Source organism: Raineyella fluvialis, assembly GCF_009646095.1.
Lineage (GTDB): Bacteria > Actinomycetota > Actinomycetes > Propionibacteriales > Propionibacteriaceae > Raineyella > Raineyella fluvialis.
Genome location: NZ_CP045725.1, coordinates 2,693,701 through 2,716,394, shown reverse-complemented (window position 1 = coordinate 2,716,394; position 22,694 = coordinate 2,693,701). Strand labels below are relative to the sequence as shown.

The 22,694-nt window shown below is 70.7% G+C and carries 18 protein-coding genes and 1 pseudogene; 5 read left to right on the top strand and 14 right to left on the bottom strand.

Translation table 11 applies throughout. The features are described 5' to 3' along the window. Positions 1 to 2: 2 nt before the first annotated feature. Both dnaJ and hrcA read right to left on the bottom strand, forming a co-directional pair. Entirely contained in the window at positions 3 to 1,175 is a 1,173-nt protein-coding gene (gene dnaJ / locus Rai3103_RS12380; RefSeq protein ID WP_153572854.1) for a molecular chaperone DnaJ, read from the bottom strand. Positions 1,176 to 1,188: 13 nt separating this feature from the next. Beyond that, complete coding sequence (gene hrcA, locus Rai3103_RS12375; protein WP_153572853.1) at positions 1,189 to 2,196, bottom strand: heat-inducible transcriptional repressor HrcA; 1,008 nt, start codon at positions 2,194 to 2,196, stop codon at positions 1,189 to 1,191. Positions 2,197 to 2,268: 72 nt separating this feature from the next. Here hrcA and Rai3103_RS12370 point away from each other — a divergent pair, with 72 nt between their 5' ends. Beyond that, positions 2,269 to 3,153, top strand: coding sequence for an MBL fold metallo-hydrolase (locus Rai3103_RS12370; RefSeq protein WP_153572852.1), 885 nt, complete (start codon positions 2,269 to 2,271; stop codon positions 3,151 to 3,153). Between the two features lie 21 nt (positions 3,154 to 3,174). On the opposite strand, the gene Rai3103_RS12365 is transcribed toward Rai3103_RS12370, so the two are convergent. The 3 genes from Rai3103_RS12365 to hemW form a co-directional block, all read right to left on the bottom strand. Continuing rightward, positions 3,175 to 4,008 (bottom strand): inositol monophosphatase family protein, encoded by an 834-nt coding sequence (locus Rai3103_RS12365; protein ID WP_228488896.1) that lies wholly within the window; start codon positions 4,006 to 4,008, stop codon positions 3,175 to 3,177. 51 nt (positions 4,009 to 4,059) lie between these two features. Then, positions 4,060 to 4,917, bottom strand: a complete 858-nt coding sequence (locus tag Rai3103_RS12360; RefSeq protein ID WP_153572851.1) for a DUF3097 domain-containing protein — start codon at positions 4,915 to 4,917, stop codon at positions 4,060 to 4,062. Between the two features lie 76 nt (positions 4,918 to 4,993). Continuing rightward, positions 4,994 to 6,238 (bottom strand): radical SAM family heme chaperone HemW, encoded by a 1,245-nt coding sequence (hemW, locus tag Rai3103_RS12355; RefSeq protein WP_153572850.1) that lies wholly within the window; start codon positions 6,236 to 6,238, stop codon positions 4,994 to 4,996. A 140-nt stretch (positions 6,239 to 6,378) separates the two neighbouring features. Between hemW and Rai3103_RS12350 the strand changes: the two genes are divergently transcribed. Beyond that, positions 6,379 to 7,464: an inositol-3-phosphate synthase gene (locus Rai3103_RS12350; RefSeq protein WP_153572849.1), complete on the top strand. Its 1,086-nt coding sequence runs from the start codon at positions 6,379 to 6,381 to the stop codon at positions 7,462 to 7,464. Positions 7,465 to 7,564: 100 nt separating this feature from the next. Here Rai3103_RS12350 and Rai3103_RS12345 read toward each other — a convergent pair whose 3' ends face one another. From Rai3103_RS12345 to lepA, 3 genes are all read right to left on the bottom strand, one after another. Further along, a complete protein-coding gene (locus Rai3103_RS12345; RefSeq protein ID WP_194793122.1) occupies positions 7,565 to 8,806 on the bottom strand; it encodes a glycosyltransferase in 1,242 nt (413 codons plus the stop codon). Between the two features lie 93 nt (positions 8,807 to 8,899). Beyond that, entirely contained in the window at positions 8,900 to 9,973 is a 1,074-nt protein-coding gene (locus Rai3103_RS12340; RefSeq protein ID WP_153572847.1) for a hypothetical protein, read from the bottom strand. Between the two features lie 138 nt (positions 9,974 to 10,111). Beyond that, positions 10,112 to 11,968: a translation elongation factor 4 gene (lepA, locus tag Rai3103_RS12335; protein WP_153572846.1), complete on the bottom strand. Its 1,857-nt coding sequence runs from the start codon at positions 11,966 to 11,968 to the stop codon at positions 10,112 to 10,114. 221 nt (positions 11,969 to 12,189) lie between these two features. On the opposite strand from lepA, the gene rpsT reads away from it, so the two are divergent. Beyond that, the gene (rpsT, locus tag Rai3103_RS12330) at positions 12,190 to 12,453 is read left to right on the top strand and encodes a 30S ribosomal protein S20 (RefSeq protein WP_153572845.1); all 264 of its coding nucleotides are present in this window, start codon (positions 12,190 to 12,192) and stop codon (positions 12,451 to 12,453) included. Positions 12,454 to 12,686: 233 nt separating this feature from the next. Next, a pseudogene (locus tag Rai3103_RS12325) lies at positions 12,687 to 13,154 on the top strand (rhomboid family intramembrane serine protease); the annotation flags it as partial. A 174-nt stretch (positions 13,155 to 13,328) separates the two neighbouring features. On the opposite strand, the gene holA reads toward Rai3103_RS12325, so the two are convergent. The 6 genes from holA to Rai3103_RS12295 all read right to left on the bottom strand — a co-directional run bounded on the left by holA (position 13,329) and on the right by Rai3103_RS12295 (position 22,024). After that, positions 13,329 to 14,324: a DNA polymerase III subunit delta gene (holA, locus tag Rai3103_RS12320; RefSeq protein ID WP_228488895.1), complete on the bottom strand. Its 996-nt coding sequence runs from the start codon at positions 14,322 to 14,324 to the stop codon at positions 13,329 to 13,331. 72 nt (positions 14,325 to 14,396) lie between these two features. Further along, positions 14,397 to 16,706, bottom strand: a complete 2,310-nt coding sequence (locus Rai3103_RS12315; protein WP_194793121.1) for a ComEC/Rec2 family competence protein — start codon at positions 16,704 to 16,706, stop codon at positions 14,397 to 14,399. 37 nt (positions 16,707 to 16,743) lie between these two features. Next, positions 16,744 to 17,559: a ComEA family DNA-binding protein gene (locus tag Rai3103_RS12310; protein WP_153572843.1), complete on the bottom strand. Its 816-nt coding sequence runs from the start codon at positions 17,557 to 17,559 to the stop codon at positions 16,744 to 16,746. A gap of 126 nt (positions 17,560 to 17,685) precedes the next feature. Then, positions 17,686 to 18,357, bottom strand: a complete 672-nt coding sequence (locus tag Rai3103_RS12305; RefSeq protein ID WP_153572842.1) for a helix-turn-helix transcriptional regulator — start codon at positions 18,355 to 18,357, stop codon at positions 17,686 to 17,688. An 80-nt stretch (positions 18,358 to 18,437) separates the two neighbouring features. After that, a complete protein-coding gene (gene leuS, locus Rai3103_RS12300; RefSeq protein ID WP_153573747.1) occupies positions 18,438 to 20,897 on the bottom strand; it encodes a leucine--tRNA ligase in 2,460 nt (819 codons plus the stop codon). Next, positions 20,894 to 22,024, bottom strand: a complete 1,131-nt coding sequence (locus Rai3103_RS12295; protein ID WP_153572841.1) for a DUF4192 domain-containing protein — start codon at positions 22,022 to 22,024, stop codon at positions 20,894 to 20,896. The genes leuS and Rai3103_RS12295 overlap by 4 nt, the downstream gene beginning before the upstream one ends. Positions 22,025 to 22,126: 102 nt before the next feature. On the opposite strand from Rai3103_RS12295, the gene Rai3103_RS12290 reads away from it, so the two are divergent. After that, on the top strand, positions 22,127 to 22,693 hold the full coding sequence (locus Rai3103_RS12290) for a hypothetical protein (protein WP_153572840.1): 567 nt from the start codon (positions 22,127 to 22,129) through the stop codon (positions 22,691 to 22,693). Position 22,694: the final 1 nt, after the last annotated feature.

Genomic DNA, 22,694 nt, shown 5'->3' with positions numbered 1-22,694 from the left:
CCTCAGCCCTCGAACGCGTCGCGCAGCTTGCCGAAGAAGCCCTTCTCCTTGGCATGCCCGACCCTGACCTCGTGCTCGCCCCGCAGATCGGCCAACTGACGCAGCAGATCGCGCTGCTCCGGATCCAGCTTCGTCGGCGTCTGGACGAGGAAGGTCACGCCCATGTCGCCCCGGCTGTTGGACCGCAGCTTCGGCACACCCCGACCGCGCACTGTGATCCGCGTGCCGGACTGGGTGCCCGCGGGGATCTCCACGTCGACGAGGGCCTCTTCCTCGGTCGCGCCCTCCTTCTCGGCGTCCAGTGTCGGCACCTTGACGGAGGTGCCCAGCGCGGCGGCGGTCATCGGGACACGGACGACCGTCTCCAGATCGCTGCCCTTGCGGGTGAAGTTTTCGTGCGCCTCGACACGCAGCTCGACGTAGAGGTCACCGGCGGGGCCGCCGCCGGGCCCGACCTCGCCTTGGGCCGCCAGGTGGATGCGGTTGCCCGAGTCGACGCCCGCCGGAACCTTGACGTTGAGCGTACGGGTGGTGCGCACGCGACCCTCCCCGGAGCACTCCGGGCAGGGGTCCGGGATCACCGTGCCGTAGCCACGGCAGGCCGGGCAGGGCGATGAGGTGCGGATGTCACCGAGGAAGGACCGCTGCACCTGGGTCACCTCGCCGGCCCCGTGACACGTACGGCAGGTGACCGGCGCGTTGCCCTCGGCCGAGCCGGAACCGGCACACCGCGAGCAGAGCACGGCGGTGTCGACCTGGAGCGGCTTGGTGACTCCGAAAGCCGCCTCGGCCAACGTCAGGGACATCCCGACGAGGGCGTCCTGGCCCTTGCGGACACGGGACCGGGGACCACGGGAGGTGGCCTGGCCGAACATGGACCCGATCAGATCGGTGAAGTCGAACCCGCCGGCGCCACCGAAACCTGGCATCCCGCCGAATCCGCCGCCCATGCCGCCGGGGCCCATCGGATCACCGCCGCGGTCGTACATCGCCCGCTTCTGGGGATCCTTCAGCACCTCGTAGGCCTCGTTCAGTTCCTTGAACTGCTCGGCAGCGTCCTCGGTCTGGGCCACATCGGGGTGCACCTTCATGGCGCGCTTGCGGTAGGCCTTCTTGATCGTCTCGGCGTCGGCATCGTGGCCCACACCCAGGATCTCGTAATAGTCCTTGCTCATGTCCTCGTCATCCTCAGGCCAGGAAACGGCCCACGTAGCGTGCGACTGCGCGCACCGACGCCATCATCGACGGATAGTCCATCCGGGTCGGTCCGACAATACCGAGCGTGGCCCAGACATCCTGCTGACTGCCATAGGCACTGGCGACCATCGAGGTCGACTGCAACCCCTGATAGGGGACTTCCTGGCCGATCCGGACGAGCACGTCGTCCGAGGTCGCGGCCTCGCCGAGGAGCTTGAGGAGCACGACCTGCTCCTCGAGCGCCTCCAGGACCGGCCCGACGGTCGACTCGAACTCGCTGGCGAAACGCGCCAGGTTCGGAACACCGCCGACGACCACCCGGGTGCTGGGCGGGGTGCCGAGCAGCTCGAGCAGGGTGGCGACGGCCACCTGGGCCGCCGCCCGGTCCTGCGGCGGGAACTCCTCGTCGATCGATGCGAGTGCCTCGACCGCTCGCTGGGCGGTGCGGTCCACCACAGCCGCGGCGAGTCGGGTGCGCAGCTGCGCCAGTTGCTCGTCGTCGACGGTGAGTGTCAGGGTGTGCTGTTCGACGTGCCCGTTGGAGCTCACCACGATCACCATCAGGTCGTCGTCACCGAGCCGGATCAGGTCGACGTGACGGATCACCGTCGCGGAGATCACCGGGTACTGGACGATGGCGACCTGGTGGGTCAACCGGGCGAGCAGGCGCACCGTGCGGGCCACCACGTCGTCCATGTCGACGGCGCCGGACATAAAGGTCTCGATCGCCCGCCGCTCCGGGGTCGACAGCGGTTTGATCTCGCCGATCTGGTCGACGAAGAGTCGATAGCCCTTGTCGGTGGGGATCCGGCCCGCACTGGTGTGCGGCTGGGTGATGTAACCCTCGTCCTCCAGCACGGCCATGTCGTTGCGGACCGTCGCCGGCGAGACCCCGAGCCGGTACCGCTCGACCAGCGCCTTCGACCCCACCGGCTCCTGACTGGAGACGTAGTCGGTGACGATGGCGCGTAGCACGGTCAGCTTGCGATCGTCGAGCACGTCCCCTCCTCACCCTCCCGACTCCGCGGGGCCCTGTTGGCACTCCGCCGCTCCGAGTGCCAGTCTAGCGCCATGAGTGATGGACCGTCCCTTACCGTTCCTTCCGCCCGCCTCGGGAGGTGGGAGCCGATCGGCGACCGTACGTGGCGCGCGCTCGCCGAACCCGAGACGGTCACCGTGGGACTGGTCGCCGGGACCGGAGGTGCCCTGGTCATCGACACCGGCAGCACCCCGGCCCAAGGAGAGGAGATCCGGCGCACCGCCGAGGCGCTGGCCGGGGTACCGGTGGTCGCGGTGGCCCTCACCCATGCGCACTACGACCATGTCGGGGGCCTGGCGGCCTTCCGGGACCTCCCCATCGTCGCGCACGAGCACCTCGGCGGGCATCTGGCCGATCAGCAACTGCTGGCCGACCTGGCGCCGTACGGCGTGGGAGCCGGGGAGCTGCCGGAGCCGACCGCGACGTTCGGGGTGGCCCGGGCCGTGGACCTGGGCGACCGGGTGGTGGAGCTGCTCTCGGTCGGCCATGCCCACACCGACCATGACGTGATCGCCGTGGTCGCCGACGCGAAGATCGTCTTCGCCGGCGACATCATCGAGCCGGCCGGCCCTCAGATCGGCGCCGACGCCGACCCGGAGACGTGGCCGGGCGCCCTCGACCACCTGATCGGCCTGATGCTGCGTCCAGGGTGGCGTGCCTACCCGGGTCACGGCGAACCGATGGAGATGGCCGACATCACCCTGCAGCGTGGCTGGATCGCGTCGATCCTCGGCGAGGTGACCAACCTCGTCTCCGACGGCATCGCTTACGAGGAGGCGGCGACGCGCGGTGACTGGCCGTTCCCCTGGGAACGGATCGCCCCCGGCGTACGGCGCGCCTACGACGTGCTGGCAGCGCGCGGATTCGCTCCGCGTGCCCAGCTGCCGATCATCCGCAAGGACATCCGCGAGGACTGACGCGTCGGTCGAGCAGGAGTGTCACTCCGGCTGGGTCCGGGTCGGCCGGGTGCCCAACCGGGCCCCGAGGGCGTCGCGGACCGACGCGGCGACGGAGCCGGTGGCGCCGACGACCATCCCGAAGCCGTCCACGCCCGGAACGTACGTCGACCCGTCGGTGAGCAGGCCGGTGCCGCCCACCTCCTCGACCATCAGCAGGCCCGGGACGTGGTCCCAGGGGCGGGGCCGGCCGTAGACGAGGAAGTCGGTCTCACCGGTGACGAGCTTGGGGTAGTCGACGCCGCAGCACAGTGCGCTGATGGAGATCTGGGGCAGGGCCGCGTCGGCCTCGCGCTCCCGGATCACGACCCTGGCCGAGCGCCCCCGCCACTGGGCGGGATCGGGCGAGGGCTGGGCCCGGACGACCTGCTCGCCGTTGCGGGTGACCCCTTCACCGCGGACGGCGACGTACGCCACCTGGTGCTCCGGCTGCCAGATCCAGGCCCGCACCGTACGACCGTGGCGGACCTCCCCGACCATCACGGCGTAGTCGATGCTGCCGTTGACGAAATTCTTGGTGCCGTCGACCGGGTCGATGGTGAAGCCGTGCTCGGCGCCGACCAGGTGCGGTGGCAGGCCCGGATTGGCGGCGGTCGCCTCTTCGCCGATGATCAGGGCGTCGGGGTAGGCGTGGGAGAGGATCTCGGTGAGTCGCAGCTCGGACTCGCGGTCCGCGATCGTGACCAGGTCACCCGGTCCCTTCTCCGCGATCTGGTCGCTGGTCAGCGCCCGGAACCGGGGCCGGATCACCTCGTCAGCGACCTGCTGGATGATCTCGAGGACCTGTGCAGTGGACAGCTCACGCGGTGCGACCATGGGCACCACTGTTTCATACGTCACGGACGACCCGACAGGGGCGGCCGACCGTCAGTCCTCGGGCCCCACGTGGTCCTGGGTGACGAAGTCGATGAGTCGCTCCACCTCGCGCAGCAGGCCGGGGTCGAGGTCGTTCCAGTTGCCGACCCGCGACAGGATGAACTGCCAGGCACGCGCGATGTCGGCCTGGTCCTTGTGCGGCCAGCCCATCGCGGCACAGATGCCGTGCTTCCAGTCGGTGCCCCGGGGGATCCGCGGCCACTCCTCCAACCCCAGCCGGGCGGGCTTCACCGCCTCCCAGATGTCGATGTAGCGGTGGCCGGTGACGAAGACATAGTCGCCCCAGGGGCCGGCGGCCACCTGCTCGACGACGCGCGACTCCTTCGTCCCCGCCACCAGGTGGTCGACCAGCACACCCAGCCGACGCCCCTTGCCCGGGGCGAACTCGGTGACGATCGCCGGCAGGTCGTCCATTCCCCCCATGTACTCCACGACGACGCCGACGTGGCGCAGGTCGTCGCCCCAGACCTTCTCGACCAGCTCGGCGTCGTGGCGGCCCTCCACGTAGATCCGGCTGGGCAGGGCGACCTTGGCGGCCTCCGCCGGCCCGACCCGTGACCCGGAACGGGTGTGCGACGGCTTCGCCGAGGTGCGCGGGGGGACCTTGAGGGTGACCGGTTCACCCTCGAGCAGGAAGCCCGGACCCAACGGGAACGAGCGGCGGCGGCCCTTGCGGTCCTCGAGGATCACCAGGCCGTTCTCCCAGCGCAGGACGGCACCGCAGAAGCCGCTGGCCGGATCCTCGACCACCAGACCGGCACGCAGGACCTGGTCTCGGGAGGCCTTCTTCCGGTTGGCCCGTTCGAACCCGGCGGCGAGCACGTCGGTGGGATATCTACTGCTGGGCATGGCCCTGAGGCTAAGCCCCTGCACCGACACTGCTCGGGCGCGACACACCGCGACTGTGCGTCAGCCGGCTCGTGGGTCAGTCCAGCAGGTCGCGGACGATGCCGTCGGCCAGCAGCCGCCCGCGCAGGGTGAGCACGAGCCGCTCGTCGCCCCCCGGACCCTCGACCTCTGCTGGGCGCAGCTCGGCCAGGCCACGGGACACGAGGTCCGGGACCCGACGCCGCTCCGAGCCGGTGAGCACCTCCAGCGGCAGTCCGTCGGCGAGGCGCAACTCGAGCAGCACCCGTTCGACGCGCCGCTGGTCGCCGGTGAGCAGTTCGCGGCCCTGGGCGGGGGTGCGCCCCTCCGCGAGCGCCCGCGCGTACGCGGCGGGGTGCTTGCGGTTCCAGAACCGGACGCCGCCGATGTGGCTGTGGGCGCCGGGGCCGATCCCCCACCAGTCGGCCGCCTGCCAGTAGCCGAGGTTGTGGCGGCAGCGGTCGTCCTCGGTCCTGGCCCAGTTGCTCACCTCGTACCACGACAGGCCGCCGGCGGTGAGTTCCTCCTCGGCGAGCAGGTACTTGTCGGCCAGGTCGTCGTCATCGGTCATCGCGATCTCGCCCCGTCGCACCCGGGCGGCGAACCGGGTGCCCTCCTCGACGATGAGGGCGTACGCGGAGACGTGGTCGGGACCGGCGTCGAGGGCCGTACGCAGACTGGTGCGCCAGGAGTCGAGGCTCTCCCCCGGCGTGCCGTAGATGAGGTCGAGCGAGACATGCCGGAAGCCGGCCGCGCGGGCCAGACCGACCATCTCGGCCGCCCGTCCCGGGGTGTGCACCCGGTCGAGCAGCGCCAGCACCTGCTCGTCGGCGGACTGCATACCGAAGGAGATGCGGGTGAAGCCGCCCTCGGCCAGTTCCGCCAGTCCTTCGGCCCCGATCGACTCAGGATTGGACTCGGTGGTCACCTCGGCCCCCTCGGCGAGGCCGAAGGTGGCGCGCACACCGTCGAGGAAGCGGACCAGGTCACGCGGGGGCAGCAGCGTCGGGGTCCCACCGCCGACGAACACCGTCGAGACCGCCGGGGCCTGGGGACCGAGCACGCGCCGGGCCAGCTCCAGCTCGGTCAGGGCCCCGTCGATGTAGCCGGCCCGGGTGGCGCCCGGATCGGTGCCCAACTGGTCGGCGGTGTAGGTGTTGAAGTCGCAGTAGCCGCAGCGCGTCGTGCAGAAGGGCACGTGGAGGTAGATCTCCAGCGGCCGGCGGGTCACCTCGGCGAGCGCGGACGGCGGCAAGGTGCCGTCGTCGGGGACGGGATCGCCGTCGGGCAGCGTGGATGGCATCAGGAGTCCTCCCTCATCCGGACCATTCTGCCGCGCCCGAAACACCGTGCGATACTTCACTTTTGGAGCATCCTATCGACCGGGGTATCGGCCGCGCCCGGGACCGGGCACCGCTGGAACCCCGAACTGCAAGGAGAAACGTGTCCGATCACCCGATCCGTGTCGCCATCGTCGGCGTCGGTAACTGTGCATCGTCCCTGGTCCAGGGTGTGCACTTCTACCGCGATGCCGACCCGTGCGACACCGTCCCCGGCCTCATGCACGTCAGGTTCGGCGACTACCACGTCAATGACGTCCGGTTCGTCGCGGCGTTCGACGTCGACAACGCCAAGGTGGGCCTCGACCTCGCCGACGCGATCACGGCCAGCGAGAACAACACCATGACGATCGCCGAGGTCCCGACCACCGGTGTCATCGTCCAGCGCGGCCACACCCTCGACGGCCTGGGGAAGTACTACCGCGAGACCATCACCGAGTCCGACGCCGAGCCGGTCGACGTGGTCGCCGCGCTGAAGGCCGCCGAGGTCGACGTGGTCGTCTCCTACCTCCCCGTCGGATCGGAGGAGGCGGACCTCTTCTATGCGCAGTGCGCCATCGACGCGGGGTGCGCTTTCGTCAACGCGCTGCCGGTGTTCATCGCCGGGACGCCCGAGTGGGCGAAGAAGTTCGAGGACGCCGGGCTCCCCATCATCGGCGACGACATCAAGTCCCAGGTCGGCGCGACCATCACCCACCGGGTCCTCGCGCACCTCTTCGAGCAGCGCGGCTACACGGTCGACCGTACGTACCAGCTGAACGTCGGCGGCAACATGGACTTCAAGAACATGCTCGAGCGCGACCGGCTGGAGTCGAAGAAGATCTCCAAGACCCAGGCCGTCACGTCGAACGTCGAGCACAAGTTCGCCGAGAAGGACGTCCACATCGGCCCCTCCGACTACGTCGGCTGGCTGGACGACCGCAAGTTCGCCTTCGTCCGGCTGGAGGGCCACGGCTTCGGTAACGCCCCGATCAGCCTGGAGTACAAGCTCGAGGTGTGGGACTCACCGAACTCCGCCGGCGTCATCATCGACGCGATCCGGGCCGCGAAGATCGGTCTCGACCGCGGCATCGGCGGACCGCTGACCTCGGCGGCCGCTTACCTGATGAAGTCGCCGCCGGAGCAGCGCCCCGACGACATCGCGCGCGCCGACCTCGAGGCCTACATCCGGGGCGAGCGCGACCGCTGACCCGCAGGTCGGCCTCGCCGAGCACGCCACGTACGGCGGTCATCCGGAGCATCCGGGTGGCCGCCGCGTCGCGTCCGGGCCTGCCGCCGGGAGGAGCAGCTCAGTGGGCCAGGGCGGGAGCCGCCCGGTGGCCGTGGCGCAGCACTGAGGAGTAGACCTCCGCGACGCGCTCGGCGGTGACGGCCCAGGTCATCCCGGCGGCCCGGACGGCACCGGCGCGGCCGAGGGCCCGACGGTGGGCGGGGTCGAGCGCGAGGGCACGCAGGGCGTCGGCCCAGGCCCGGGGCGTACGGTCCGCGACAAGCACGCCGGTGCGGCGATCACGAACCGCCTCGGCGAGCCCGTCGATCCGGCTCGCCACGACCGGCGCCCCGCAGGCCTGCGCCTCCAGCGCGACCAGCCCGAACGTCTCGGAGGACGACGGCACCGCGACGATGTCCGCCGCCCGCATCCGCTCGGCGAGGACGGCTCCCGGGACCGCCGGCTCGAAGGCGATCGCGGCCCCCAGGTCATAACGGTCCACCAGCTCCCTCAGCCGAGCCAGGTAGTCGGCGTTGCCGTCGCCGATGATGGTGGCGTGCACGGGGAGTCTGTCGGGGGCCAGCAACCGCATCGCCTCGATCAGCAGCTCCGGCCCCTTGAGCGGCTGGAGGCGGGCCGCCATCAGGATCTCGATCGGGTCGTCGACCCCCGGCCTGGTGTCGCGCGGATCGTTGCGTGGCGGGTGGTGGACGTGCGGGTCGATCCCTGGAGTGATCACGTGCAGCCGGTCCAAGGGCGCGCCGTAGAGCTCGTGCATCTGGCGGGCCTCGGTCGGCGTGTTGACCACCAGTGCATCCGACGCCTCGACGACGGACCGCTCACCGGCGATCCGGAACGCCGGCTCCGGCCTCTCCCCCACGGACGCGCGCAGGTTCTTCACCAAGGCGCTGGTGTGCAGGCTGGTGACCAGGGGTGCCCCCAGCCGGTCGGCCACCTCGGCACCGGCCATCGCCGACAGCCAGTAGTGGGCGTGGACCACCTGGCCCGGCCCTGGCCCGGCGCCCTCGACGACGGCCTCGGCGAAGGCGCCGAGGTGGTGGCGCAGGCCGTTCTTGTCCCGGTGAGGGCCGCCAGGCAGGTCCACGTGGCGGATCTCGAGGCGCTCGCCGAGACGACGCCGGGAGGGTTCCCCGTCGTGCAGCCGGGCCGCCCAGAGGGTGACGTCGATGCCCTGCGCGGCCAGCATGGCGGCGAGGTGAGCGACGTACACGTTCATGCCACCGGCGTCCCCGACCCCCGGCTGGGCCATCGGCGAGGTGTGCATCGACAGCATGTGCACGTGTCGGGGCAGGCCGGGCATGCCAGCCATGCTAGCCCCGCGATCCAGCCCCGTTCACCGAACGGACCGGGCCGGTCCCGCCGCAGGGGTCGGTCGGGTGAGTTCGGCCGGCTGCTAGCCGGTGCTGCTGGTTGTCCCGCCGAGAGTGCCGGTCGTCCCGCTGCCCGAGGTGGTGCCAGATGTCCCGGAGCCGGAGGTGGTGCCGGAACCCGACCCCGTGGTGCCGGAGCCGGTCGTTCCCGAGCCGGTGCCGCCACCGCCGGACGTCGTCCCGGTGCTGGAGGAGCCGGTCGCCGAGCTGGTCGACGTGGCCGTCGACGGCCTCGGGGTCGTGGACGGCGTCGCCTTGGTCGAGGTGGTCGTAGAACCGCCCAGGGAGGTGGTGGGGGTAGAGCTCGGTCGCGTCGCGGTGGTGGTCGGGGTGTCGCCGGGTGTGCGGGTCGAGTGGCCGGTGCCTGCGAGCTGGCTGGTCCCCGGGGTGATCGGGGTCGCCGAGCTGTGTTCGAGTCCGACCATCACGCCCAGTCCCAGAGCGGTGGCGAGGACGGCGGTCAGCCCGGTGACGACGACCATCCGCCGGCTGATCCGGACCGGGAGGCCGCCCTTCGCCGTGCCCTCCGCGGCCCCCGTGGCGACCGGGACGGCGCTGCCCGCGGCGACGGCCGCTGCGGCGGCCGCCTTCGGATCGCCACGACGTGCGAGCCAGGCGCTGTACAGACGGCGGGTGCCGTTGCGTAACGTGTTCTCGTAGATGTTGAGCGCCAGAGTGGTGATGATACTGGCCAGCGCGGCACCGATCACCGTCCCGGCGGCGCCGAGGTGCCCGCCGACCACGGTGGAGGTCGCCGCAGCCCCGGCGCCCGCGAGGATGCTGGTCATCTTGGGGTGGGTCCAGCCGGAGTTGTCCTTGGCCTTGCCGGTGGTCGTGCCGGCCGCACCGGGCCCGGCGGGCAGGGCCAGCGGCTCGGTGGCGGGAGGCAGCTCAGCGGCCTGCGGCGCGGTCGGTGACTCCGGCCGGTCCGCACCGACCCTGGTCAGCACGCGGGTGTCCGGCGCCGGGGCACCGATAGCGGATGACGCCGAGGGGGAGCCGAAGGGTGCGGCCTCCGGGATCCCGCGGGGGGCGTCCTGATCGCCGCCGCCCGTGGATCCGGGGGCCGTGGTCGTGTTCGTGTCTCGGCCGGTCATCCTCATGGAAATGGTGCACCCCACGTCGTTCATCGATTCCTGAAGGCGGACCGCCGTTGGCCCCGTGCGTCCACCTTGCCACGTCGGCCCGCCGTATCGAAACGCGGTGGCACGACGTTCAGGTCACACCAACGGTGCCTACTTGTCCTTCTTGTCCGCCTCCGTGGTGGAGAGCGCCGCCACAAAGGCCTCCTGCGGGACCTCGACGCGGCCGATCGTCTTCATCCGCTTCTTGCCCTCCTTCTGCTTCTCCAGCAGCTTGCGCTTGCGGCTGATGTCACCGCCGTAGCACTTGGCCAGGACGTCCTTGCGCATGGCACGGATCGTCTCCCGCGCGATCACCCGCGCACCGATGGCGGCCTGGATCGGCACCTCGAATTGCTGACGCGGGATGAGTTCCTTGAGCTTGGAAGCCATCATCGTGCCGTAGGAGTAGGCGTTGTCGCGGTGAACGATGGCGGAGAACGCGTCGACCGGTTCACCCTGGAGCAGGATGTCGACCTTGACCAGATCCGCCTCCTGCTCCCCCGACTCGTGGTAGTCCAGCGAGGCGTAGCCCTTGGTCCGCGACTTCAACTGGTCGAAGAAGTCGAAGACGATCTCGGCCAGCGGCAGGGTGTAGCGGATCTCGACCCGGTCCGAGGACAGGTAGTCCATCCCCTGTTGGACTCCGCGCTTGGTCTGGCACAGCTCGAGGATCGTGCCGATGTACTCCGCCGGGGCAAGGATCGTCGCGTCGACGACCGGCTCGTGGACCGCGGCGATCTTGCCGTCGGTCGGGTATTCCGACGGGTTGGTGACCGTACGCTCCTCGCGGTTCTCCATGTCCACCCGGTAGACGACGTTGGGGGCGGTGGAGATCAGGTCGAGGCCAAACTCGCGTTCCAGGCGCTCACGCACGATCTCCATGTGCAACAGACCGAGGAAGCCGACGCGGAAGCCGAAGCCGAGGGCGGTCGACGTCTCCGGCTCGTAGACGAGGGCGGCGTCGTTGAGCTGGAGCTTGTCCAGGGCCTCGCGCAGTTCGGGATAATCGGAGGCGTCGATCGGATAGAGGCCCGAATAGACCATCGGGTTCGGGTGCTGGTAGCCCGAGAGGGCCTGGGTCGCCGGCTTCGTGGCCGAGGTCACGGTGTCGCCGACCCGGGACTGACGGACGTCCTTCACGCCGGTGATCAGGTAGCCGACCTCGCCGACGCCGAGCGCGGTGCCCTTGGTCGGCTCGGGGGCGATGACGCCGATCTCGAGGAGTTCGTGGGTCGCGCCGGTCGACATCATCTGGATCTTCTCGCGCGCCCTCAGCTGCCCGTCGACGACCCGGACGTAGGTGACGACACCCCGGTAGACGTCGTAGACGGAGTCGAAGATCAGTGCCCGGGCCGGCCCGTCGGCGGCTCCCTGCGGAGCGGGCACCCGCTCGACGATCCGGTCCAGCAGGTCCGGGACGCCGACACCGGTCTTCGCGGAGACCCTCAGCACGTCGGAGGGGTCGCAACCGATGATCCCGGCGAGCTCCTCGGCATGCTTGTCGGGCTCGGCGCCCGGCAGGTCGATCTTGTTGAGGACCGGGATGATCTCCAGGTCCGCGTTGAGCGCCAGGTAGAGGTTGGCCAGCGTCTGCGCCTCGATGCCCTGAGCGGCGTCCACGAGCAGCAGCGCGCCCTCACAGGCCTCGAGCGAGCGGGACACCTCGTAGGTGAAGTCGACGTGGCCGGGGGTGTCGATCATGTTGAGGGCGTACACCTGGCCGTCGACCGACCACGGCAGCCGAACCGCCTGGGACTTGATGGTGATCCCACGCTCGCGCTCGATGTCCATCCGGTCGAGGTACTGGGCTCGCATGCTGCGTTCGTCGACCAGCTTCGTCAACTGCAGCATCCGGTCGGCGAGGGTGGACTTGCCATGGTCGATGTGCGCGATGATGGAGAAGTTGCGCAGCAGGGACGGGTCAGTCCGGCCGGGCTCGAGGACACTGTCAGTCACGGTGGGGTGCATTCTCCTGGACGAGGGCGTACCAGCGTACGTACGGGCTGGATCCCCAGTCTCTCACGGCGGCGCCCCGCCCGCGATCCCACGAGGAGGCCCCCCGAACGGCGCCCAGCCGGGGTTTTGGCGGTTGAGAGGCCGACTGGTAGAGTGCTTGCTTGCGTTGTGTTCCGGCCACCGGACACACACCACACAGATTCTTAACGTCCGAGAGTACAGAGGCCTGCCCCGTGGCAAACATCAAGTCCCAGCAGAAGCGCATCAAGACGAACGAGAAGGCTCGTCAGCGCAACAAGGCGGTCAAGTCCGCCCTGCGCACCTACACCCGTCGCTTCTCCGAGGCTGTCGAGGCCGGTGACACCGAGAAGGCCGAGAAGGCCGCCCGCGTCGCGCTGCGTCACCTGGACAAGGCCGTGACCAAGGGTGTCATCCACAAGAACCAGGCGGCCAACCGCAAGTCGGCCATCGCCAAGAAGGCCGCCGCTCTGGTCTGACCGCCGCGTCACTCCCCTGCGTCCCGCTCGTCGCGGTGTCGCAGACGGGAGTGCGGCATCGGTGTCGACGCCCGGGCCTCGGTCCCGCACGCTGTCGTCCCGCACGGGTCATGTCTCCCTCGGGTGCGTGCCCTCCTTGACGCTGCACCAGCGCCCCGATCCTCGGAGGTCGGGGCGCTGGTCGTCGTCCTCGGGGTTCTCCCCGATTGCCCCTTATTGGCAGACTGGAGGCCATGAGTATGTACGGCGGTCAGCGACCCGTCCCCCGTCCCTTGACGAAGACCGTCGCCCGGCGCAGCGTCACGGCCGGGGCTGCAGCCCGGTTCATGGTCGGATGGGTCGCACTGCTCTGGCTGATCGAACTGGTCGACCAGCTCAGCGGCAACCTGCTGGACTACTTCGCGATCCGTGCCCATGACCCGCAGGCTGTGCTGTTCATCTTCACCGCTCCCCTGCTGCATTTCGGCTGGGAGCACCTCATCTCCAACACCGTCCCGTTCTTCGTCCTGGGGTGGTTCGTCTACATCTCCGGGCGGGCCCAGTGGGTGATCAGCACCCTGCTGATCGTCGTCGTCTCCGGGCTCTTCGCCTGGGCCTTCACGCCTGCCGGAGCGTACGTCGCCGGGGCGAGCGGTCTGATCTTCGGCTGGTTCGCCTTCCTGGTGGTCCGGGGCCTGTGGACCCGGGACTGGCGCCAGATCCTCATCGCCGTCGGTCTTGTCGTCGTGTACGGCGGCATGATCTGGGGGTGCTGCCGACGAGTTCGGGCATCTCCTGGCAGGCCCACCTCGGTGGCGTCTTCGGCGGCGTCCTCGCTGCGGCCGTCATCGGCCGGCGGGGTAGCGAAAGCATCGCTGGCCGGAGCGACCGAGCGATCAGCGGCCGGCGAGCCGGCTGACCTGGAGCACCATCGTATCCAAGGCGTAGGCGGCGTCGTCCGCTGCGCCCTTGACGTCGGCGTCGGCGCGCGCCACGAGACGGACGGCCCGCGCCAGCCGCAGGTCGTCCCACCGCTGGAGCTGCTGGCGCATGGTCCGCAGCTTCCACGGCGGCACTCCGATGTCAGCCGCCACCTCGTTGTCATTTCCCCGTCCCCGGACCCCGCTCAGCCGCCCCAATCCGCGTACGCCTGAGGCCATCGCGCTGGTGATGAGCACCGGGGCGGTGCCCGACGCCAGCGCCCAGCGGAGCTCCTCCAGGGCTCGCGTGGTCTGACCCGCCAGGGCGGCGTCGGCAATGGTGAACCCCTTGACCTCAGCGCGGCCCTGGAAGAACCTCCGGACGAGGTCCTCGCGGATGAGGCCGTCCTCGCTGTCCTGGGCGAGCTGATCGACCGCTCCGACGAGGGACCTCAGGTCCGTGCCGACGCTGTCGACGAGCTGCTGGGCCACTTGGGGGTCGAGCCGCGCCCCTCGGGTGCGGGCCTCGTGCTCGACGAAGCCCACCAGCTCGCGCGGCTTCAGCGCGGTGACAGGGAAGTGGGCGGCCTTCGCCTTCTTCAGCTTGTCGACCACCCCCTTGCCCTTGTTGCCGCCCCGGTGGACGAGGACGAGGGCGATGTCGGGCGCGGGATCGGCTGCCGCCGCGAGCAGGGCCTGCGCCAGGGAGTCAGATGCTTCCGCCAGATCCTCGATCACCACGGCCGACCTGGCGGCGAACAGGGATCCGGAGGTCATCTGGGCGAAGTCGCCCCCCTCAAGACCGGCAGCACCGGTACGCACCACCTCGACCGACGGGTCCTCGGCCCGAGCGACGGCCACGACCTGCTCGACCAGGCGCGCGGCAAGCATCTCCTCCGGCCCCTGGATCAGGACGACCTTGCCGTAGGGGGAGCCGAGGTCATCGACGCGGAGTTGTCTGGTGGTGGCCACCCACCCACTATTGCAGCCTCCACCGACACTCGGGCTGCTGTGGTCGCGTCGCGAGCGCTGGCCGCGTCCCCGTCAGTGCACGGCCGCCGCACGGCAGCCGTCCTCGCGGCAGGAGACGGCGATGTGACCGCTGCGGTCGGTACGGATCACCGACATCCCCAGCCGGGTCAGGGCGTCCAGCGTGCGGGGGTGGGGGTGACCGTAGGGGTTGTCCCGCCCGACACTGACCAGGGCGACCCGGGCGCGGGTGGCGCGCAGGAAGTCCTCCGACTGGTCGCGAGACCCGTGGTGCGGGACGACGAGGAAGGTGGCGGCGACGTCGGCCCCGCTGCGGAGCAACCGGTCCTGACCCTCGGCCTGGAGATCGCCCGGGAGCAGGACGGCCATCGCGCCGATGCGGGCTCGCCCGACGAGACTGCCGTCGTTCTCGTCGGCCGGGTCGAGCGGTGGCGGCTGGCCCGGCGGTGGCGCGATGGACTCCCACACCACGTCGCCGACGCGGACGACGTCGCCGGCGGTCGACTCCAAGTGTGGCACCCGACCCGTATCGGGGAACTGTCCGGGCGCGGTCACCACCGCCTCGGTCGGCACTCGTGCCAAGACATCAGGAAGTGCTCCGGCGTGGTCGGCGTGCAGGTGGCTCAGGACGATCAGGGAGAGGCGCCGGACGCCGAGCTCACGCAGGCACCCGAGCACCGCCGGCCCGTCGCCGCCGGTGTCGACCAGGACGGCTTCGTGGGGTCCCGAGGAGAGCACGATGGCGTTGCCCTGACCGACGTCGCAGACGGCCAGGCTCCACTCGGGCGGTGGCCAGCCGGCCAGGACCGGCCCTCGTAGCACCAGGGCGAGGAGCACCAGGGCCACCAGCAGCGAGAGCCACCAGCGCGCCAGGCAGGCCGGGACCGCGAGAACCACCGCGCCGGTCGCGACCACGAGGAGCAGCACACCTAGCGGGCCAGGTGGCCACCACACGGTCGCACCGGGAGCCGCGGAGGCCGCCGAGGCGACCGCCGCGATGCAGCGGGCGGCGAGCGCGGCGGGCCAGGCGACGACCACGGCCGCCGCGGGCCAGATGACGCCCAGCCCGGCTGCGGCGAACCCGGCCACGGTCGCCGGGCCCACCAGCGGGCCGACAGCCATGTTCGCCAGGAGCCCGACCAGACTGACCGTCCCCGACAGTGGGACGGCGAACGGGCCGGTGGCCAACTGGGCGGCGAGGGGAACGCAGACGGCATCGGCCAGCCAGTGCGGCGCCCAGCGGGCCATCCGCTCCGCCCAGGGCCCGGCCCAGATCACGATGCCCGCGGTAGCGGCGGTGGACAGGACGAACCCAGCGGAACGCGCGAGCCATGGGTCGAGGACCAGCAGGCCGATGACCGCCACCGCGAGGGAGCGCAGGCCCCGGCGGGGACCGTCGGCGGCACCCGTCATCAGGGCGGAGAGGGTGACCGTGCCCATCGCGGCGGCCCGCACGACGCTCGGCTCGGTGCGGCACAGAGCGACGAAGACGACGACCCCGACGACGGTGATGGCGTGCAGGGACCGGCCCCGGACGCCGAGCAGCTTGGCGCCCGTGAGGAGGAAGGCGAGCAACAGCGTGAGGTTGCTGCCCGAGACCGCCATCACGTGCAGCAGACCGGCGTCGCGGAACTCCTGCTCCATCACCGCATCGACCCCGCTCGTGTCGCCGACGACGAGGGCGGGAACAAGTGCCCGCGCCCGGGGCGCACGCTGCGCGACCGCCTCGCGGAGCCCGTCGTGGACCCGGTGGACGACCCGCTGGTCCCAGGAAGGGGCCGCCACGCGTCGTACGGGTCCACTGGCCCTCGCCATCGCGGCCAGGTCTGATCCCGGGTCGGGCTCGGCGAGCGTGGCGCGCACCGCCACCGTGCTGCCGGCGATGGCCTCCTTCCAGGCCGGGGCTTCGGAGGCGGTGATGGTGACGAGGATCGGGGCCCGGACCCGGATGGCGGTCTCGCCGGTGTGGATCGCCACGACGCGAGCCCGTACCCACATCCGTCCGGCCCGGGAGTCGGCGCCGTCGGATGACCCTGGTGCGGCCACGGTGACGGGATCGTGGAGGAGGACAAGGTCCAGCTCGGCAGTGCGATGACCGGTGGCGAGCGCCGCGACCGGTCCGGTGCTGACCGCGAGATTGTGCAGACCACCGACGAGAAGGCAGCCCAGCAGGGCTGCGGTAGTTGCGAGGACTGACGGTCCGCGCCGGCGTCGGGCGACCAGCAGACCGGTCACGGCGACGAGGATCCCTGCCGCTTGCCACCAGTGCTGTCCTGAAGTGCCGAGCCAGCTGCCGCTCCAGGCGGCGAGGGCAACCGGGACGAGCCGCAGGTCGAGCCGAGGACGCCCCGATCCGGGAAACACCGCGGCGGGGTCGATCGCAGGAGAGCCGGTCGCGGTGTCAGAGCGTGACGCGGGGCGCGATGTCGGCATACGTTTTCGGCCCGATCCCAGGAACGTCCTGCAACTGATCGACCGTCCGGAAGCCACCGTGCTGGTCCCGCCACGCGATGATCTTCTTCGCGGACGCCGGCCCGATGCCGGGCAGCTCCTCCAACTCGGCGGAGGTGGCGGAATTCAGCCGGATCGTCGCCGCCGCCGGCGTGCTGCCGTGAGGCCCCGGTGCCGTGGACACGGCAGGAGTGGCGGCAGGCCCTCTCACCTCACCGCCCGGCTCGGCCGTCGAGCCGATGCGCACCTGCTGGCCGTCCAGGAGTGGCTGGGCCAGATTGAGGTCGCCGGTGTTGGCTCGGGAGGTGAGCCCACCGGCGGCGGTGATCGCATCGTCGACGCGCGCACCCGATGCCAGGGCGACGAGGCCCGGATGCTTCACCTCCCCGATCACGTGGGCGGCGATGGAGCCGCGGGGAGAGGGCGTGGCGGTGAGGCTCGGTGTGGGGGACGAGCTACGGGCGGCAGCGAAGCCGCCGCTGGAGGGAGCCGCGAGCGGGACGGTGGTGGAAGGGACGGCGACGGGTCGGGAGCGCAGCAGGGTGAATCCACCGACCAGCAGACCCACGAGCAGGATCGAACAGACGACCAGGACCGACTCACGCCGCCAGGGCAGGCCCCGTCCGCCCGCAGTCGCAATGGCTTCCTCGGAAGGGTCGGGAGGCAAGCTCTCCTCCCAGGCTGCGTCGGGCGACGCGTCGATCAGCCCCGCCAGGCGTTGGCGGGTCGCCTCGGGTGAGGGTTGCGGTAGCCGTCGGGGACTCATGCACGAGTGTGGTCACGGACCGGGTCCCGTCGGCGGTGGCCGACGGGCCTGTGGACAGGAGCCGAGGAAGGCTCCAGGACCTGTGGACAGGCCCTCAGGCCGATGACGCCTCGGGTCGCGCGGTGATCACGCAGGCGCCAGGCTCGCTGAAGGGGAAGATCCGCACGTCCGAAGGCTCCCCCAGTCCCTCGAGCATGGTCGCGACGACCCCTCGATGCACGTTGCAGACAACCTCGGGATGTCGTCGAGCCGCCGCCAGCAGCGGACAGCGATACAGGTGCCACTCACCCTCGGCGGTGCGCTCCGGGGCGAAACCGACCTCGGCGAGCTGTCGATCCACCGCCTCCTGCGGGGAGCCCCCTCCGGCACGCCGTCGAGGAGCTTGCGACCCCACCGCTGGCCCGCCCGGAAGGCGGCCTGCTGGGGGTTGTCGACCGACTCGAGCACCTGCTCGACCAAGACGTCGGCCAGGGCTGCGTACTGACGCCCGATCGGGGACATGGAGGCCCCGGGCAGCGACCGGTAGAGCGTGGCCGGCCGGCCGCGGCCTCTCGGCTTCTCGGTCGTCGCCTCGGCCAGGTGATCGGCGACCAGACCCTCCAGGTGCTCACGCGTGGTGTTGACATGCTGCCCGAGCGCCTTGGCGATCTCCTGGGCCCGAAGCGGCTGTCCGTCCGCTTCGGCCAGTTGTGCCAGCACGGCGGCGCGAGCGCTCGACAGCGGCGTCGCGATCGCCGCGGGCAGGGGTCCCATGGCGACCGTGGCGCTCATGTCGGCGTCCGGCTCGGTCTTTCTCACAAGATCATCGTACAAAACAAAGTCGTCTTCGTTCGAGCGGTTGTTCGTCACACCTGCGGCGGAGGCCACAGGGAGTCGGATCAGGCCGGGACGATGCTCACCAGCTTGGGCGCCCGCACGATGATCTTGCGGACCTCGCGGCCGTCGAGGGATCGCTGGACCCCTGGGTCGGCGAGCGCGATGGCTTCGAGATCGGTGTCGGAGATGTCGGGGGCGACGGCGAGCTTGGCCCGGACCTTGCCCTGGACCTGAACGACGCAGGTGACGGAGTCGACCACGAGCAGTGCCGGATCGGCGCTGGGCCAGCTGGCGTTGGCCACCGACGGCGCACCGCCCAGTGCCGCCCACATCTCCTCGGCCACGTACGGGGCGATGGTGCTCAGAGCCAGCGTGACGAACTCGGCGGCCTCCCGCACGGCGGGATCGGAGGTCCCTGTCCCGGTGTCGACCGTCTTGCGGGCGGCGTTGACGAGCTCCATGATGCGGGCGACGACGACGTTGAAGCGCTGGTCGTCGAGCAGTTGGGTGACGTCCGCGATGGTCCGGTGGGTGATGTGGCGCAGGTCCTTGTCACCGCCGGCGGGGTCGGTGCCGGGCGCCGATGTCACCTCGGCGGCGAGGCGGTAGGCGCGCTGGAGGAACTTCAGCGAGCTCGCCGGGGACATGTCGGCCCAGTCGATGTCCTCGTCCGGCGGGCCGGCGAAGACGACGGTGAGGCGGATGGCGTCGACGCCGAAGCGGTCGATCTGCTCACCGAGGTCGACCCCGTTGCCGAGCGACTTCGACATCGCCTTGCCCTCGTTGATCACCTGGCCCTGGTTGAGCAGGCGCCGGAAGGGTTCGGTGAACGTCACCATGCCCATGTCGAAGAGGACCTTGGTGAAGAACCGCGAGTACATCAGGTGCAGGGTGGCGTGCTCGACGCCGCCGACGTACTGGTCGACGGGCATCCAGCGCGCGAGGTCGGCTTCGTCGAACGGGCCGTCCGCGAAGCCCGGGGAGCAGTAGCGGAAGAAGTACCAGGACGAGTCGACGAAGGTGTCCATCGTGTCGGTGTCGCGCTCAGCGGGACCACCACAGGAGGGACAGGCCACCTCGCGCCAGGCGGTCGCCGCGGGGCCTGCCAGCGGGGAGGTGCCCTTCGGTGCCAGGTCCTCGCCCCGCAGGTCGGGCAGCTGGACGGGGAGCTGATCGTCCGGCACGGCGACGTCACCGCACTGGGGGCAGTGTACGATCGGGATCGGGGCGCCCCAGAAGCGCTGCCGGCTCAGCAGCCAGTCGCGCAGGCGGTAGGTGATCGCCCGTCGGCCGCGCCCGGCGGCCTCGAGCCGGTCGATCATCGTGGTGACTCCGGAGGCCTTGTCGGTCAGCCCGTCGAGGTCGCCGGAGTTGACGTACGTCCCGTCGCCCGCGGTGGCGATGCCGGTCTCGGCCGGATCGGGCTGGCCGGTGTCGACGACCATCCGAACGGGCACGTCGAAGGTGCGGGCGAAGTCGAGGTCGCGCTGGTCATGCGCCGGCACGGCCATCACGGCGCCGGTGCCGTAGTCGGCCAGCACGTAGTCGGCCGCGTAGACCGGCAACTTCTCGTCGTTGACAGGGTTGATCGCGTAGCGGCCGAGGAAGACACCGGTCTTGGGGCGCTCCGTTGACTGCCGCTCTATGTCGGAGATCCGCTTGGTCGCCTCGAGGTACTCCTCGAAGGCGCCGCGCTGCTCCGGGGCACAGATCTGGTCGGCGAGCTCGGACTCGGGCGCGACGACGAAGAAGGTGGCACCGAAGAGGGTGTCGGGGCGAGTGGTGAACACCGTGACCGGCCCGTCGTGGCCCTCGACGTCGAAGTCGACGTAGGCGCCCTCGGAGCGGCCGATCCAGTTGCGCTGCATCGCCAGCACCCGGTCGGGCCAATGCCCCTCGAGCTGCTCCATGTCGTCGAGGAGCCGCTGGGCGTACTCCGTGGTCTTGAAGTACCACTGATTGAGCTTGCGCTTGGTGACGGCCGCCCCGCACCGTTCGCAGTGGCCCTGGACGACCTGTTCGTTGGCGAGAACGGTCTGGTCATTCGGGCACCAGTTGACCATCGAGTCCTTGCGGTAGGCCAGGCCCCGCTCGAAGAAGCGGAGGAACAGCCACTGCGTCCAGCGGTAGTACTCGGTGTCGGAGGTGTGGAGGCGACGGCTCCAGTCGAGGCTCAGGCCGTAGCGCTTGAAGGAGCGCGCCTGGGTCTCAATGTTCTTGTAGGTCCACTCGGCGGGGTGGGCGTTGCGCTTGATGGCGGCGTTCTCCGCCGGGAGGCCGAAGGAGTCCCAGCCGATGGGGTGCATGACGTCGTAGCCGCGCAGCTTCCAGTAGCGGGCGACCACATCACCCATCACGAAGGCCTCGGCATGCCCCATGTGGAGGTCGCCGGACGGGTAGGGGAACATGTCGAGGACGTAGCGCCGTTCCCGGGAACCGTCGTCAAGGGGGACGAAGGTCCCGTCCTGCTCCCAGAACGCCTGCCAGCGCTCCTGAGCGGCTACCGCGTCATACGTCGTCATGTCCTCAGGCACCCGGCGATTCTAGCCCACCGCCCGTTCTCCCCCTTCCTCCTGCTCAGGGGCCGACGCCGGGCCGAGAGGACCGTAGCGCTCCAGGCTCTCGCGCCGCATCCGGTGCCACTCATCGGGGTGGATCCCGTGCTCCACGACGGTGCGCAACAGGTCGACCAGACCGTGTTTCCCGCAGAGCTTCTCCGCCTCCTCGAGGCAGATGCACACCAGTGCTCCGTCCCCCGGGCCCAGGCGCTGACACCGACGAGCCCGAGGGGTGCCACCGCCGCCAGGCCGGTGCTGAGCCGGGCGGCGGCCGACCAGACCCGCGACCACAGTGCTGCCGATTCCCGCTCGATCCGCAGGGTCGCCACGTCCCGAGCGTCGGACAGGCCGGCGAGGGCGACGAGGTGTCCCAATGTGGTCGGATCCGGGTCGGTGCCCGTGGTCTCGATCCGGGTGAGTAGTCGGTCCATCGCCTCGGCGACGTCGCGGGGTCCGAGGGTGCCGGCCTGCATCAGGGCACGCACGAGGGCCTGGTCGAAGGCCTCGCTCCTCGCGTCGGGTCCGGATCCGGAGGGCAGGACGCTGCGACGCAGGTCCTCGCGATCGGACCAGGCCGGCAGCCCGTGGACGACGGCGTCGGCGGCGGCCGCGTCGGAGAGGACGTTCGCATAGTCGCGCCCCTCCGGCGGGCAACAGGTGGTGTCGTCGCAGGTGAGTGAGCGGTAGCGGCCTGCGGCGACGTGGACGGCATCGAGGACCTCCGCACCGTCGGGGTCGAGGAGGCCGACCACCTCCAGGCCGAGGCAGACGGCGGTCAGGGCCGCGGCCACGTCCTGTGCCTCCTCGTCGGTGTAGGCGACGAGCAGCACCCCGGTGGCCTCGAGTCGGCGCAACTGGGTCAGCAGGAAGTCCTCGACGTCGGGTGGATGCGCGACGAGGTCGTCGCTGTCGAGCCGCAGGGTCAGCACCACCCGGCGGTCCTCGAAGAGGACGGCGACGAGCGATTCGCGGGGGTGGAAGCCGAGCAGGTAGGGAACGGTGGCCAGCAGGCCCTGGAGTCCGTGGGGTCGGAGCACGACGGTCTCGGCGGGGTCGGGCGCGCCGGTGGCTTCTGCGGTGTGCGGGTCCATGCGCGGAGGATGGGACCGGCACCACCCCTCACGGCACCAGCCAGAAGGCCTGTGGACAACCACACCAGTGGCCTGTCGGCTGTGGACACCTAGACTCGAACGGTGGCCATTCGGGACGGATCGAGCGTCCGTACCTACCTCACCGGTGCGGTGCTGATCGCGCTGGTCATCGTCGCTGCCGTGATCGGGAGCCGGCTGGACCGATCGTCCTCGATCCCGTCGAGGGCGCCGACCACGCAGTCCGCCGCCGGCCCGGCCACGACGGCGGGACCGAGCGCGGGGGCTGTCCCGCGCGGCCCCTTCCCCGCCGCCACCCCATCGGCGACGGGCCTGCCGTCGTCCGGCCGATGGATCGACTACCAGTCCTCCGAGGGCACCGGTCGGCTGGCCGTGACCGGGCATCGGCGCAACGGACGGCTCACCGAGCTGGACGTCACGCTCGCCGCGACCAGCGGCTACCAGTCGTACGACCTGCTGGCCTACGACGACGACGGCTACCGCTACCTGCCGGAGGCGGGCAGAGGGTCGGGTGCGGGGCTGGAGTCCGGGGTCCTCGCCGCCGGTGAGACGGTGAGTGGACGGCTCTCCTTCGCCGCACCGAGTGGGGCCCTGACGCTGGTGCTGCGCAATGATCGCGACGAGTCCGTCGCGGCCCTGCGGATCGACTGAT